The 14,406-nt window shown below is 69.2% G+C and carries 11 protein-coding genes; 4 read left to right on the forward strand and 7 right to left on the reverse strand.

Going from position 1 to position 14,406, the window contains the following annotated elements:
- The first annotated feature begins 28 nt into the window (after positions 1–28).
- Together A9G05_RS06775 and A9G05_RS06780 are read left to right on the forward strand one after the other, a co-directional pair.
- Positions 29–955 carry a LysR family transcriptional regulator gene (locus A9G05_RS06775; RefSeq protein WP_069560240.1) on the forward strand — a complete coding sequence of 309 codons (927 nt, stop codon included), beginning with the start codon at positions 29–31 and terminating at the stop codon, positions 953–955.
- A gap of 76 nt (positions 956–1,031) precedes the next feature.
- Positions 1,032–2,987, forward strand: a complete 1,956-nt coding sequence (locus tag A9G05_RS06780; protein ID WP_069560241.1) for an acetoacetate--CoA ligase — start codon at positions 1,032–1,034, stop codon at positions 2,985–2,987.
- Positions 2,988–4,266: 1,279 nt separating this feature from the next.
- Here A9G05_RS06780 and A9G05_RS06795 read toward each other — a convergent pair.
- The 5 genes from A9G05_RS06795 to A9G05_RS06815 all read right to left on the reverse strand — a co-directional run bounded on the left by A9G05_RS06795 (position 4,267) and on the right by A9G05_RS06815 (position 9,482).
- Positions 4,267–4,518: a DUF2790 domain-containing protein gene (locus tag A9G05_RS06795; RefSeq protein ID WP_069560244.1), complete on the reverse strand. Its 252-nt coding sequence runs from the start codon at positions 4,516–4,518 to the stop codon at positions 4,267–4,269.
- 206 nt (positions 4,519–4,724) lie between these two features.
- Complete coding sequence (locus A9G05_RS06800) at positions 4,725–5,606, reverse strand: HlyD family secretion protein (protein WP_069560245.1); 882 nt, start codon at positions 5,604–5,606, stop codon at positions 4,725–4,727.
- A gap of 6 nt (positions 5,607–5,612) precedes the next feature.
- Positions 5,613–5,813, reverse strand: coding sequence for a DUF1656 domain-containing protein (locus tag A9G05_RS06805; protein ID WP_044403687.1), 201 nt, complete (start codon positions 5,811–5,813; stop codon positions 5,613–5,615).
- On the reverse strand, positions 5,803–7,983 hold the full coding sequence (locus A9G05_RS06810) for an FUSC family protein (RefSeq protein WP_069560246.1): 2,181 nt from the start codon (positions 7,981–7,983) through the stop codon (positions 5,803–5,805). Before A9G05_RS06810 ends, A9G05_RS06805 begins: the two co-directional genes overlap by 11 nt.
- Positions 7,980–9,482: an efflux transporter outer membrane subunit gene (locus A9G05_RS06815; protein ID WP_069560247.1), complete on the reverse strand. Its 1,503-nt coding sequence runs from the start codon at positions 9,480–9,482 to the stop codon at positions 7,980–7,982. The genes A9G05_RS06810 and A9G05_RS06815 overlap by 4 nt, the downstream gene beginning before the upstream one ends.
- A 174-nt stretch (positions 9,483–9,656) precedes the next feature.
- On the opposite strand from A9G05_RS06815, the gene A9G05_RS06820 reads away from it, so the two are divergent.
- Positions 9,657–10,601 carry a LysR family transcriptional regulator gene (locus A9G05_RS06820; protein ID WP_069560248.1) on the forward strand — a complete coding sequence of 315 codons (945 nt, stop codon included), beginning with the start codon at positions 9,657–9,659 and terminating at the stop codon, positions 10,599–10,601.
- 269 nt (positions 10,602–10,870) lie between these two features.
- Here A9G05_RS06820 and A9G05_RS06830 read toward each other — a convergent pair whose 3' ends face one another.
- Both A9G05_RS06830 and pdxB read right to left on the reverse strand, forming a co-directional pair.
- Entirely contained in the window at positions 10,871–11,341 is a 471-nt protein-coding gene (locus tag A9G05_RS06830; protein WP_052807548.1) for a hypothetical protein, read from the reverse strand.
- Positions 11,342–11,438: 97 nt separating this feature from the next.
- On the reverse strand, positions 11,439–12,581 hold the full coding sequence (gene pdxB, locus A9G05_RS06835; RefSeq protein ID WP_069560250.1) for a 4-phosphoerythronate dehydrogenase PdxB: 1,143 nt from the start codon (positions 12,579–12,581) through the stop codon (positions 11,439–11,441).
- A 403-nt stretch (positions 12,582–12,984) separates the two neighbouring features.
- Between pdxB and A9G05_RS06840 the strand changes: the two genes are divergently transcribed.
- Positions 12,985–14,394 (forward strand): MATE family efflux transporter, encoded by a 1,410-nt coding sequence (locus tag A9G05_RS06840; RefSeq protein ID WP_069560251.1) that lies wholly within the window; start codon positions 12,985–12,987, stop codon positions 14,392–14,394.
- Positions 14,395–14,406: the final 12 nt, after the last annotated feature.

Consider the following 14,406-nt stretch of genomic DNA (forward strand, 5'->3'; position numbering starts at 1 on the left):
CCTCAGCATTGATCCGAAATCCTGATAAATGACCATCAAGCAACTGCGCGCCTTCCTCGCCGTCGCCCAGAGCCTGAGCTTCGCCCAGGCCTGCGAACGCCTGCACCTGTCCCAGCCGGCCCTCTCCCTGGCGATCAAGACCCTGGAGGAATCCCTCGGCGGGCAGTTGCTGGTGCGCACCACCCGCAGCGTCGCCCTCACACCCGAGGGCGAGACCCTGCTGCCCATCGCCCGGCGCCTGCTGGCCGACTGGGACGACGCCGAAGAGCTGCTGCACCAGCACTTCACCCTGCAACTGGGCAAGGTCGCCATCGCCGCCATGCCCTCCTTCGCCAGCAACCTGCTGCCGGTGGCGCTGAAGGCGTTCCGCGACCGCCACCCGAAGGTGAACGTCGCCGTGCACGACGTGATTAACGAACAGGTACTGGAAATGGTGCGCAGCCACCGCGTGGAACTGGGCATCGCCTTCGAGCCGTCGAGCCTGGAAGGCCTGGCCTTCACCCCCTTCTACAGCGACCGCTTCGTCGCCGTGGTGCCGGCCGGCTGCGCGTTGGCCGAGCGCGAGACGGTGAGCTGGGCGGAACTGCTGGGCGAGCCCTTCATCACCCTGCAACGCCCCTCGGCCGTGCGCCTGCTGCTGGAAGACAGCGTCGCCGCCCGCCACGGCCACCTGCCCGTCGCCTTCGAAAGCCACCAACTGGTCACCGTCGGCCGCATGGTCGCCCAGGGCCTGGGGGTCAGCGCCGTCCCCAGCCTGTGCATCCAGCAGATGGAAGAACTGGGCGCCCGCTGCGTCCCCCTCGACAACCCGCAAGTGGAACGCCGCGTCGGCCTGCTGCGCCTCGCCAGCCACCAACTCTCCACCGCCGCCCAGGCCCTGGCCGACGTCCTGCTGCACCTGCGCGACTGGGAGCACCAGTTGACCCCGGCGCGCACGCCCCACGGTATCGGCTGAGGCACACCGCCCCCGGCTTTCCCCCGACGCCTGGAGGGCCCATTATTCGGGCATTCCCGAGCACGAGGATGTCCCCATGAGCCAGCCCCTCTGGAGCCCGAGCCCCGAACGAATCGCCGCCACCCGGATGGAAGCCTTCCGCCGCCATGTTGCCGAGCGCCATGGCGTGGCCGTGCCCGACTACGCCGCGCTGCACGCCTGGAGCGTGGCGGACCGGCCGGCGTTCTGGTCGACCCTGGCGGCGTGGTTCGAGGTGCGCTTCCACCAGCCGCCCCACGAGGTATTGGAAGAAGGCCCGGCGATGCCGGATGCGCGCTGGTTTCCCGGCGCGACGCTGAACTTCGCCGAGCACCTGCTGCGGCGCCGTGATGACGCGCCGGCCCTGGTGGCGGTGGACGAGGACGGCAGCCGGGTGCAGCTCTCCCACGCCGAATTGGCCGCTCAGGTCGCCGGGCTGCAACGCAGCCTGCGGGCGCTGGGCGTCGGGGTGGGAGATCGGGTGGCGGCCTTCATGCCCAACACCTGGCAGACGGTGGTGGGCATGCTCGCCAGCGCCAGCCTGGGGGCGACCTGGTCGTCCTGCTCGCCGGACTTCGGTACCCAGGGGGTGATCGACCGCTTCGGGCAGATCGAACCCAGGGTGCTGATCGCCGCCGCCGGCTACCACTACGCGGGCAAGACCCTCGACCTCACGCCCAAGCTCAACGAGATCCTCGCCCGCCTGCCCAGCCTGGAGCAGTTGCTGGTGGTGCCCCATGCACGCCCGGACGCCCGGACGGAAGACTTCCAGACCCCGGCGCGGGTGGCGCTGTGGGGCGACTTCTACCAGCCCGGCGGCGACCCCGAGTTCGTCCCCGTGCCGTTCGACCAGCCGCTCTACATCCTCTACTCCAGCGGCACTACCGGCGTGCCCAAGTGCATCGTCCACGGCGTCGGCGGCACCCTGCTGCAACACCTGAAGGAGCATGGCCTGCACGGCGACCTGAAGGCCGAGGACAGGCTGTTCTACTACACCACCTGCGGCTGGATGATGTGGAACTGGCTGGTCTCCGGCCTCGCCCTGGGCGCCACCCTGGTGCTCTACGACGGCTCGCCTTTCCACCCGGCCCCGGAACGCCTGATCGACCTGATCGACGCCGAAGGCATCAGCCTCTTCGGCACCAGCGCCAAGTACATCGCCGCCCTGGAGAAAGCCGGTGTCGAGCCCTGTCGCAGCCACCGGCTGGAACACCTGAAGACGGTGCTTTCCACCGGCTCGCCCCTGGCCCACGAAGGCTTCGACTACCTCTACCGCTGCTTCAAGACGGACCTCTGCGTGTCGTCCATCTCCGGCGGCACCGACATCGTCTCCTGCTTCGCCCTGGGCAACCCGGTGCTGCCGGTGTGGCGCGGCGAGCTGCAATGCAAGGGCCTGGGCATGGACGTGCAGGTGTGGGAGGAACAGGGTCAGCGCCTGGTGGGCGAGAAAGGCGAACTGGTCTGTGCCCGGCACTTCCCGTCGATGCCGGTGGGGTTCTGGAACGACCCGAACGGGGAGAAATTCCGCGCGGCCTATTTCGAAACCTTCCCCGGCGTCTGGGCCCACGGCGACTACGCCGAGGAAACCGTCCATGGGGGCCTGGTGATCCATGGCCGCTCGGATGCGGTGCTCAACCCCGGCGGCGTGCGCATCGGCACCGCCGAGATCTACCGCCAGGTGGAGAAGATCGAGGAAGTGCTGGAGTCCATCGCCATCGGCCAGGACTGGCAGGGCGACGTGCGGGTGGTGCTGTTCGTGCGCCTGCGCGAGGGCGTGGCACTCGACGAAGCCTTGCAAGCGCGCATCCGCCGGGTGATCCGCGACAACACCACGCCGCGCCATGTACCGGCGAAGATCGTGGCGGTCAGCGACATCCCCCGCACCATCAGCGGCAAGATCGTCGAACTGGCAGTGCGCAACGTGGTCCACGGTCGTCCGGTGAAAAACACCGACGCCCTGGCCAACCCCGCCGCGCTGGAACAGTTCCGCGACCGTGCGGAATTGGCTGACTGACAGGCACCCACACGGGGAAAACAGCCGAGCGAAGGGAAACTCCGCGTCGGGCGTTCGCGAGCAAAGCTCGCTCCCACCACCGCGTTAACCCGAGCCTCCTTGCGCAGGGTGGGCTTCGCCCGTGATACCGGCGTCCTCGCTACGCATGCGGTAGCCCGGACTTCAGTCCGGTATGGCAGGCTCCGTTCCCGGGCTGAAGCCCGGGCTACGTGTCTGCATGGTGGTACTCCCGCTCGATGGGCTTCGCTGCGCTCAGCGCGATCCTACGAAGTGCCTGAGCCCGGGCCACGTACCACGCGCCGTAGGATGCGGTGAGCTCGGCGAACCGCATCAGATCGCCGCACCGTGCTGCCGGGTACTCCGGGCTCGATGGGCTTCGCTGCGCTCAGCGCCATCCTACGAAGTGCCTGAGCCCGGGCCACGTACCACGCTCCGTAGGATGCGGTGAGCTCGGCGAACCGCATCAGATCGCCGCACCGTGCTGCCGGGTACTCCCGCTCGATGGGCTTCGCTGCGCTCAGCGCCATCCTACGAAGTACCTGAGAGCCCGGGCCACGTACCGCACGCCGTAGGATGCGGTGAGCTCGGCGAACCGCATCAGATCACCGCACTGTGCTGCCGGGTACTCCGGGCTCGATGGGCTTCGCTGCACTCAGCGCCATCCTACGAAGTGCCTGAGCCCGGGCCACGTACCACGCACCGTAGGATGCGGTGAGCTCGGCGAACCGCATCAGATCACAGCACAGTGCTGCCGGGTACTCCGGCTCGATGGGCTTCGCTGCGCTCAGCGCCATCCTACGAAGTGCCTGAGCCCAGGCCACGTACCACGCGCCGTAGGATGCGGTGAGCTCGGCGAACCGCATCAGATCGTTGCACGGCACTGCCGGGTACTCCGGGCTCGATGGGCTTCGCTGCGCTCAGCGCCATCCTACGAAGTACCTGAGAGCCCGGGCCACGTACCGCACGCCGTAGGATGCGGTGAGCTCGGCGAACCGCATCAGATCGCCGCACCGTGCTGCCGGGGTACTCCGGGCTCGATGGGCATCGCTGCGCTCAGCGCCATCCTACAAAGTGCCTGAGCCCAGGCCACGTACCACGCGCCGTAGGATGCGGTGAGCTCGGCGAACCGCATCAGATCACCGCACCGTGCTGCCGGGTACTCCGGCTCGATGGGCTTCGCTGCGCTCAGCGCCATCCTACGGACGTCCTGACGCCAGGTTGCGTTATGCAAAAAGCCCGGCACATGGCCGGGCTTTCTCGGGCGGATCAGGGGGGCGGCTCAGTTGGAGCAGCCATTGCCGAACACCATGTATTCCAGGCGGTGCACCTTGCCCTGGTGGTCCTCGTAGGTCAGGTAGGCCGGCACCACACCGCACACATCGGGGACCTCGCTACGGGAAATCACGCGGGCGATGTCCAGATCCATGCCGTACTGATAGTGCTCGACCTCGGCGGGAACGGTCTGGTCAGGCGAGGCAGCGAAGACGAGCGGAGACAGACCGGCAAGCGCCAGCAACAGGAAAGCTTTCATGAGTTCTAGTACTCGATTGCCTTGAGAGGGGCTTCGGCCCGCCCTCCACGAGCGGGCCGAAGGTATTGCGCGACACCGCACACGAACGGTGAAGTGGATCAAGCATGTGCCTCTTTCGTGGGAGGCGGAATCCATTCTAATGCCCGCCCCACGGGGCTTACAGGGCGATCCAGCACAAGGACTGTGACGTGCTGGTCAACAATCCCTCAGGCGCCGGGCAGGCCCTGGTGCGACTCATCCACCACCACCGTGCAGGTCATCCCGGCGGACAGCTCCAGCCCTTCGGGCACCTCGTCCAGGTGGATGCGCACCGGCACCCGCTGGGCCAGGCGCACCCAGTTGAAGGTGGGGTTCACGTCGGCCACCAGCTCGCGGCTTTCCGGGTTGTCGCGGTCGTAGATGCCGCGCGCCACGCTGTCCACGTGGCCGAGCAGGCGCTCACCGCTCATCAGGCGCATCTCCACCTTCGCGCCCTGGCGGATGCGCGGCAGGCGGGTCTCCTCGAAGTAGCCGTTGACGTAGAAGGAGTGCGCGTCCACCAGCGCCATGCCGGCCTGCCCGGCGTGCACGTAGTCGCCCCGGTAGAGGTTGAGGTTGGTCACGTAGCCGTCCACCGGGGCACGGACTTCGGTGCGATCCAGGTCCAGCCGCGCAGCGTCGAGCCGGGACAGCGCCTGGCGGTAGCGGGCCATGGCGCCGTCGGCCAGGTGGCTGGCGTCCTCGCGGTTCTCCCGCGAGACCACCAGGTCGTCCATGTCGGCACGCCGCCGGGCGTTCAGCCGGCGCATCTCCAGGTCGGCCTTGCGCGCGGCCACCTCGGCTTCGGCGTCACGCACGGCCAGCTCGTAGTGGGCGCGGTCGATGCGCACCAGCACGTCGCCGGCCTTGACCCGCTGGTTGTCGCGCACCGGGATCTCCACCACCAGCCCGGCCACGTCGGGGGCGATGTTGATCACGTCGGCCCGTACCCGGCCGTCGCGGGTCCAGGGCGAGTCCATGTAGTGCTGCCACAGGCGCTGCACCAACAGCACCGCCAGGGCGAGGATGAGCAGGGTCGCGCCGACACTGATGATTCGTTTCACGGACAGGGTCTCTCAACGGTAGGTGGCCAGGGCCAGGGAGGCGTACAGGCAGGTGAACAGGCAGACCCGCAGCAGCACGGGGTGCCAGGCCAGGCGGTAGAGGCCGAGCCGCGCGGCGACGCGGTCGATCAGCCAGCCGCCGACCAGGGTGATCAGAAACAGCAATGTCAGGCTCGGCAGGTAGACACCGTGCACGGCGATTTCACGGGGCATGGGCGGGTACCGGGGTGGTGCCGGCGCCCTGGTGCTCGGCCCAGGGCGCCAGGGGGTCAAGCAGGGAGGTGCGGATGAAGTGCAGGTAGCTCTGCAACCGGCGCAGCGGCGAGGTCTCGAACTGCGGCGCACAGGGTTCGGGGGTGGCGCGCACCGCCTCGATGGCCTGTTCGACGGCCTGCAACGCACGCTGGCGGTTGACCTCGCCAGGCTGGATCAGCAGGCGGATCAGCGCCCGGCCCATGGCGCGCACGGCGTGGCGCCAGGGCATGGATTCGGCATAACAGGACAGCGCCGGCAGGCGCGCCTGCTCCAGACGCAGCTCGATCACCGCGTGCCCCACCTCCTGCACGGCGAACATCCAGCGCAGCAGCCGGCGCTGGATGTCCGGCCGCCCGGCAGAGAAGGCATAGGCCTGGGCCAGCAGGTCGCGGGTGCCGCTCTCGAAACCGCTGACCAGCCCACGGATGCGCCCGCTGACGGTGTGCACCGCGCACATGCGCAGGTCGTGCTCCAGGCGCCGCCACAGCCAGGGCCGGTTGGGTGGCAGGATCAGCGCCGCCGCCAGGGTCGCCACGGTCATCGACAGCAGCACCGCCAGGTACTCGTTGAGCAGCCGGTAAGGGTCGTACTGCACCAGGTTGCCCGGCAGCGACAGCAGGCAGAACCACACCAGCAGCCCCACGCCGTAACCCGACCAGGCCGGGCGCGAGAGCAGCAGCGCGCCGAGGGCGAAGGTGGGCGCCAGGGCGCAGCAGAGCATGACGAAGCCATCCAGCGAGGGCAGCACGCAGAAGGTGGTGAAGAGGCCCGCCAGGGCGCCGCCGGTGGCGCCCAGGGTCAGTTGCAGCGCCAGCCGCTTGGGGTTGGAGGAGGACGAGGCCAGGGCCGAGATCATCCCCACCGTCATGGTGAAGGTCTCCCCGGCGGGCCAGGCGGTGGCCATCCAGAAGGTGCCGAGGGCGAGGATCAGCAAGCTGCTGCGCATCCCCGCCACGGCGGCGGCCAGGGGGTTGGCGCGGGGGCGGAAGCTCTCCTGCCAGTCCTCGCGGTGGTGGCGGTGTTCCAGCAGCGAGGCCAGGGTCATGGCGTAGCCGTGGAGGTCGTCGACGAAGCGGAACAGCAGCTCGGCAGCGGTATCGAAATCCAGCGCGCCGGCCTCGTCCACCTGGCGCTCGGCCAGCCAGCCGCGCCCGCTGCGGATCAGTTGCATCAACTCCTGCCGGCAGGCAGCCAGGCGCTCGGCGAACTCCGCCGCCTCGGCGTCGCTGCCCAGGCGTTCACGCTGCGCGGCCAGCAGCGCCGAGACTTCGCCCAGGCACGGCTGCAACGCCTCGCGCACCAGGTGGGCGCCGCTCAGGTGCAGGCGTTTGAGCAATTGATGCAGGGCGTGGAAGCGCGTGGAGAGGACCATGAACTCGTTGTTCAGCCGCGCCAGCCGCCCGGCGCGCATGCGCATGTGCGGGTCCTCGAAGGTGGTGGCGTTGCGCATGTTCTCCAGGCCCACGGCCACGGCGGCGAAGCGCGCGTTGAGCGCTTCGAAGCGCTCGCTGTCGAGGCTGCCGGCCAGGCCTTCGCAGGCGAATGCGGCGAAGTCGCGGAAGCGCGCCTGCAAGGTGCCACGCAGGTCGGCGCTGGTGGTCTGCGGCAGCACCAGGGCGCTGACCAGCCCGGTGCAGAGGATGCCCAGGGTGATCTCCAGCACCCGCCACAGCGCCGACATGAAGGCGCCTTCGGGGTGCAGGGTGGCGGGCAGGCCGATGATCACGGCGGTGTAGCCGGCCAGCACGCAGGCGTAGCCACGGAAGTCCCGGTAGCGCGCCGCACCGGCAGTGCACAGGCCGATCCAGATGGCGATGGCCAGCATGAACAGCACCCGCTCCTGGTTGAACAGGGCGATCAGCGCCACCATCACCGTCAGCCCCAGCAGCGTGCCGATGATGCGGTAGAAGCTCTTGGCCAGGACCTGGCCGCTTTGCGGCTGCATGACGATGAACACGGTGACCAGCACCGTGCCGGGCTGCGGCAGCTCCAGGCGGTAGGCCAGCCACAGGGCGATGAAGGCGGTGAGCAGGGCCTTGAAGATGAAGACCCAGGTGACCCCTTCGGTACGGGCCCAATGGGCGAGGTCACGGCGCAGCGCCGTGGTCCAGGTAGCGTCGATGTTCATGGGCGTGCCAGGCGGAAGCGGGGTTCGGAGGGCGTCAGGTGTTCAGGGGCGGGGCCGGCCTCCTGGGGCAGACCGCCGCCCAATTGCAGCAGCAGGTCGGCCTGGGCGGCGAGGCGCCGTGCGCGCACCTGCTGCTCCACGCGCTGGGCCTCGAACAGGGCCGGCTGTGCCTGCAGCACCTCGCTGTAGTCGGTCAGCCCGCGTTGCTGGGCCAGCAGGGTCAGGTCGCAGGCGTGTCGAGCCTGGGCCACGGAGACTTCCGCCAGGCGCTGTTGCTGGTGCAGCGACTCCAGACGCACCAGGGCATCGGCCACGCCCTTGATGGCCTGCACCAGGGTCTGGTCGTAATGCCCCACTGCCAGGTCGTAGCCGGCGGTTGCTTCGGCCAGTTGGCCGCGCCGCCGCCCGCCGTCGTAGACCGGCAGGGACAGCGCCGGGCCGAGGCCCCAGGTGAGGGTGTCGTAGCGCAGGAAATCCAGCACACCGCCCTGCACCGCCGAGGTGCCAAGGCCGCCGAGCAGGTCGACGTTGGGGTAGAAATCCGCCTTGGCCGCCTCGATACCCTTGGCTTCGGCAGCCACCTGCCAGCGTGCCGCCACCAGGTCCGGGCGATGGCCGAGCAGCTCAAGGGGCAGGCGCGGCGGCAGGCCGATGTCCCTGAGCAGCGCCAGACGCGGCCGTGCCATGGTTTCGGCAGCCCCCGGCCCCTCCCCCGCCAGTGCGGCGATCCGGTTGTGATCGAGGGCGATGCTTTCGCGCAGTTCGTCGATCTGCCGCTCCACGGGCGGGATGCCCATTTCCGCACGGGTCACCTCCAGGCGGGTGCCGATGCCATCGTGGCGACGGCGCTTGGCCAGTCCCACCAGTTGCTGGCGCTGGGTCAGCTCGGCCTGGGCGATGTCCAGCTGGCTGTGATGAAGCGCGAGGCCGATGTAGGCGCGCACCAGGTTGCCTTGCAGCTCCAGGGCTGCCAGGCGGGCTTCGGCGACGCTGGCACGGACGCGGTCCACCGCCGCCTCGCCACGGGCGCGCTCGCGGCCCCAGAGGTCCAGCGGGTAGCTGAAGCCGAGCTGGCTGGTGTTGTTCCACGAACTGGTGCGCGCCAGGTCGCCGGGGCCATAGAAGGCGTCGTCGGGCCAGCGCTTGCGCTGCACCTTGGCCGCCAGGCCGAGGCTGGGCGATTCGTCCGCCTCCACCACATGGGCCAGGGCCCGCGCCTGGCGGACCCGGGCGGCGGCCATGTCCAGGCTCGGGTTGCCGGCCAGGGCGCGGTCCATCCAGGCGTCCAGCTGCGGGTCGCCGAAGGCTCGCCACCACTGGCTGGCTGGCCAGCCGGCCTGGGCCTCGGCCGAGGCGATGGCGGCCCCCACCTCCAGCGCGGCCGGGTCGGGGACCTGGCTGGCCGGGGCGATGCCGTTGGAGTCGATGCAGGAACAGAGGAGCGGGAAACAGACGTACAGGCTGACCCGGAGCAAACCGGGCCGATCGATGCGGGGCACGTGCGGCGAATCCTGATGGCAAGGGCTCTGGTGGCCCGTAACGGCGGCGATTCTATGTGTCGCCCAGGGTCAGGATAAGCACACGGATAGGTGATTCATTGTGTACTCAGCGGCCATAATCGGCGGCACCACTTCATGCCAGAATTCGCGCCCCGTTCCGGGCCGGAGCCCTTGATGGACATCCTCTTCAACATGCGTGCCTTCGTCTGTGTCGCGGAGACCGGCAGCTTCACCGCCGCCGCCCAACGACTGGACCTGACCACCTCCTACGTTTCCCGCGCGGTCGCCACCCTGGAGACCCACCTTCGAACCCGCCTGTTGCACCGAACCACCCGCCGCATTGCCCTCACCGAAGCCGGCCAGCGCTACCTGATGCGTTGCGAGCAGATCCTCGGCTACATCGAGGAAGCCGAAGCCGAAGCCAGCGAAGCCCACGCCCGCCCCGCCGGCAACCTGAAGGTCCATGCCATGACCGGCATCGGCCAGCACTACCTGATCGAAGCCATCGCCCAGTACGCCGAGACCTACCCGGACGTGAGCTTCGACCTGACCCTGGCCAACCGCACCACGGACATCCTCGACGAGGGTTACGACATTTCGGTGGTGATCGCCCAGGAGCTGCCGGACTCGGGCTTCATCTCCAAGCAGTTGGGCACCACCTACAGCGTGCTCTGCGCCTCCCCCGGCTACATCGCCAAGCACGGCGCGCCACGCCAGCCCGCCGACCTGCTGGGGCATCGCTGCCTGCGCCTGGTGAACTCGGTGATGTCGCTGGACAAGTGGACCTTCGACGGCCCGGACGGGCAGCAGATGATCACCATCACCCAGACCCCCTTCCAGGTGAACACCGCCGATGCGCTAACCGAGGCGCTGCGGGCGGGCATGGGCATCGGCGTGCTGCCGGTGTACTCGGCGGTGCATGGCCTGCGGGACGGCAGCCTGGTGCGGGTGCTGCCCCATCACAGCCTGTTCCCGCTGGGCATCTACGCGCTGTACCCGTCGCGGCAGTTCCTCGATGCGAAGATCCGCACCTGGGTGGAGTTCCTCCGCGACTTCCTCCCCAGCCGCCTGAAGGCCGACGAGTCGGTGTTGCTGGAACACAGCACAACGCTGGGTTGAGCCTTCCATCGGGCAGCGAGCGCAGCGTTCGGGCGCTTTCCAGCAGCCAGATGGCCCGGCTGGCCAGGCGCACGAAGGAGCCGGCCTGGCGGTGCGGAAATCCGTCCGCTCGATAGTGCTCATGGGGTGTCACGATGCGCCGCTCCCAACCGAAGCGAACGGGCTCATGAACAGCGAGCGAGACGAGAAGGGCTTCCGAACGCCCAAGCCGCTTCAGGACGAAGCGGCCGGACGGCCAGAACTGACGGCCATGCGGGCCGTCGGCAGGATCAACTGAGGGTGCCGAGGTTGAAACCGGTGACCGAGGCCAGGGTGCCGCGCCACAGGGTCAGCCCGGTGCAGGTCAGGCCGCCGGCGGCATAGACGCTGACATCACGCAGGTGGATGTACTGGGGCGGCAGCAGGTTGGGGTCTTCCCCGGTGGACTTGGCCATGACGCCGAGCTTGGCGAAGGTGGCGCGGATGTCCTCGCGGCCCTCCTCCGGCCAGGAGTGGGCGTATTCCTGGGCGAACAGGTCGAAGTAGCTCTCCACGGAGATCAGCGTGCCGCTGACCAGGCCCGCGCCGACGGTGAGGGTGATGCCCACTTCCACGCCGAGTTCGTTGGCCTGGCGCACCAGCATCTGCAGGAACCAGTCCATGCTGCGCCCCGTCCACTCGAAGTCCTTCGCCGTGCTCAGGTCATAGCTGCTGAGGATTTCGGCGGCATTCGACTTGGGGGTGTTCTGGGTGTCGCTCATTCGTCCATCTCCGTGGTTGCGGGGCTTGAAGTCCAAGGGTTATAGCACGGCGCCAGCGGCAGGCAGGCGGCGCCGTTGCGCGGCAGCACGCCGCAGGTCAGGCGAGGGTCGCGCCGAGGGCGCAGATGCAGCGCTGCAACGCGGGCGACTCGCCCAGCAGGCGTACCCGCAGGCCATCGATCTCGCGGCGCACCGGGTAGTGCTTGCGCAGTGCGTCGAAGGCGGCGCGGCGCTGGGTGGCGTCGCCCACCAGGCTGCGGCGGAAGTCGGCGTCGTCCCGGCGCGGGTCGTACACCGCGCGGCAGAGCATGGACAGCGCCCACTGCGGATCGGCGCTGGCATCCAGAGCCAGTTCGGGCAGCCAGGGCGCCGGCAACAGATCGGCCAGGCGCACCGTCTCGGGCTGATCCAGGGCCCGGCAGAAGGCCTGGTAGATCTGCTCGGTGCCGCGCAGCTTGCCGTCCAGGCTGTAGCCGGCGATGTGCGGGGTGGCGATGCGGCACAGCGCGGCCAGTTGCGGGTCTGCCTCGGGCTCGCCCTCCCACACGTCCAGCACCACGCGCAGGTCCGGGCGCCGGCCCAGCACGTCGCGCAGGGCGCGGTTGTCCACCACCGCGCCACGGGCGGCATTGATCAGCCAGGCGCCTTCGCGCAGGGCGGCCAGGCGGGTGGCATCGAGCAGGTGATGGGTGGGGTGGTCGCCGGCCTTCTCCAGCGGGGTGTGCAGGCTGATGGCGTCGCTGCGCGCCAGCAGGGTGTCCAGGTCCACGTAGTCCCCCCCCTCGGCCGCCTGGCGCGGTGGGTCGCAGACCAGCACGGTCCAGCCCAGCTCGCGTAGCACCCGCACCAGGCGCCCGCCCACCTGGCCGGCGCCAACGACGCCATAGGTGCGGCTGGCCGGGTCGATGCCGGCGTCCTCGGCCAGGGTCAGCAGGCTGCCTAGCACGTAATCCACCACGCCCCGGGCGTTGCAGCCGGGCGCACTGGACCAGGCGATGCCGCCCGCGTCGAGGGCCTGGGTGTCCAGGTGGTCGGTGCCGATGGTGCAGGTGCCGACGAAGCGCAGCGCGCTGCCTTCCAGCAGGGCGCGGTCCACATGGGTCACCGAGCGCACCAGCAGCACCTCGGCATCGCCCAGGGCGGCGCGGTCGATGGCCCGGCCGGGCAGGCGGCGGATGCTGCCGAAGCCTCCGAAGAAGGCATCGACCAGGGGAATGTTCTCGTCAGCGAGGATCTGCATGGGGGCACTCCATGGGCGGGGTGGGCATTCTACGGAATCCGTCGCGCAAGGTCCTACAGCCCTTTCCTGACCCATGCGTCAACGCGTAGACTACGCGGTCTTTCGCCTCCGCTGATTCCCCATCGCCGGCAGTCCCCCTGCCACGGCCGCTTCAGCGCCCGCTGCGAGCCCATCGCAGTCAGGCGGCCCGACAGGGCACTTCTAAAAACGTAAGCGAGGCAGTCAGCGCAAGGCAAAAACAGGCGAAAAAGCGCAGTTTACGCAGTGTAAATGAGCATTTTGATCGGACTCGCGCACGAGCGTGTTTTTAACGCAGCGATGGCCACGCAGCCAGTTTTTAGGGGTGCTCGCCGGGCATACGCAAGACGGACGCCACCGCCGTACCGGTGAACGCTACACAGCCATGGAAAGACCTCCCGTGACCATTCGAACTCGCCTCGACCGTACCCGTCGCGAACTCCGAGCCCTATTCACCCTCGCCCTGCCGATCATCATTGCCCAGCTCTCCCACTCGGCCATGGGTTTCGTCGACGCCGTGATGGCCGGCCGCGTGAGCCCGCGCGACCTGGCCGCCGTGGCCCTGGGCAACTCCATCTGGGTGCCCGTGTTCCTGCTGATGACCGGCATCCTCCTGGCCACCACCGCCAAGGTGGCGCAGCGCTTCGGCGCCGGCCAGCAGGGGGAGATCGGCCCGCTGGTGCGCCAGGCGCTGTGGCTGGCCGTGGCCGTGGGCCTGGGCGGTGCCGGCCTGCTGCTGTGCGCCGAGCCGGTGCTGCACCTGATGGGGGTGGAGGAAGACCTGATCGCCCCGAGCATGGGCTACCTGCACGGCATCGCCTACGGGCTGCCGGCCGTGGCGCTCTACCAGGTGCTGCGCTGCTTCAGCGACGGCCTGGGCAAGACCCGCCCGAGCATGGTGCTGGGCATCTGCGGGCTGCTGCTGAACATCCCGCTGAACTACGTGCTGATCTACGGCCACCTGGGCTTCCCGGCCATGGGCGGCGTGGGCTGCGGCTGGGCCAGCGGCACGGTGATGTGGATGATGTTCCTGGGCATGCTCGGCTGGGTGCGCTTCGCCCGCGTCTACCAGAGCAGCGCCCTGTTCACCCGCTTCGAGCGGCCCGACTGGTCGGTGATCCGCCGCCTGCTGTCGGTGGGCCTGCCCATCGGCATCGCGGTGTTCGCCGAATCGAGCATCTTCGCGGTGATCGCCCTGCTGATCGGCGGCCTCGGCGCCAATGTGGTGGCCGGCCACCAGATCGCCCTGAACTTCAGCTCCCTGGTGTTCATGATCCCCTACTCCCTGGCAATGGCCGTCACCGTGCGCGTCGGCCAGGCCCTGGGCCGTGGCGAGCCCCGCGAGGCGCGCTTCGCCGCCGGCGTCGGAATGGTCACCGCACTGGCCTACGCCTGCCTCTCGGCGAGCCTGATGCTGCTGCTGCGCCACGGCATCGCCGGCATCTACACGCCGGACACGGAGGTGATCGCCATGGCCGCCTCGCTGCTGGTGTTCGCCGCGCTGTTCCAGTTCTCCGACGCCATCCAGGTGACTGCCGCCGGCGCGCTGCGGGGCTACCAGGACACCCGTGCCACCATGGTCATCACCCTGTTCTCCTACTGGGGCATCGGCCTGCCGGTGGGCTGGGTGCTGGGGCTGACCGACTGGCTGGGCGAAGCCAGCGGCCCGCGCGGACTGTGGCAAGGGCTGATCGTCGGCCTGACGGTGGCGGCGGTGATGCTCAGCTACCGCATCACCGGCAGCGCCCGGGCGCACATCCGCCACCTGAGCCAGCGCCCGGCCGCTGCGGCCTGACCCGGCGAGAAC

Source organism: Pseudomonas sp. ENNP23, from assembly GCF_001728945.1.
Taxonomy (GTDB): domain Bacteria; phylum Pseudomonadota; class Gammaproteobacteria; order Pseudomonadales; family Pseudomonadaceae; genus Metapseudomonas; species Metapseudomonas otitidis.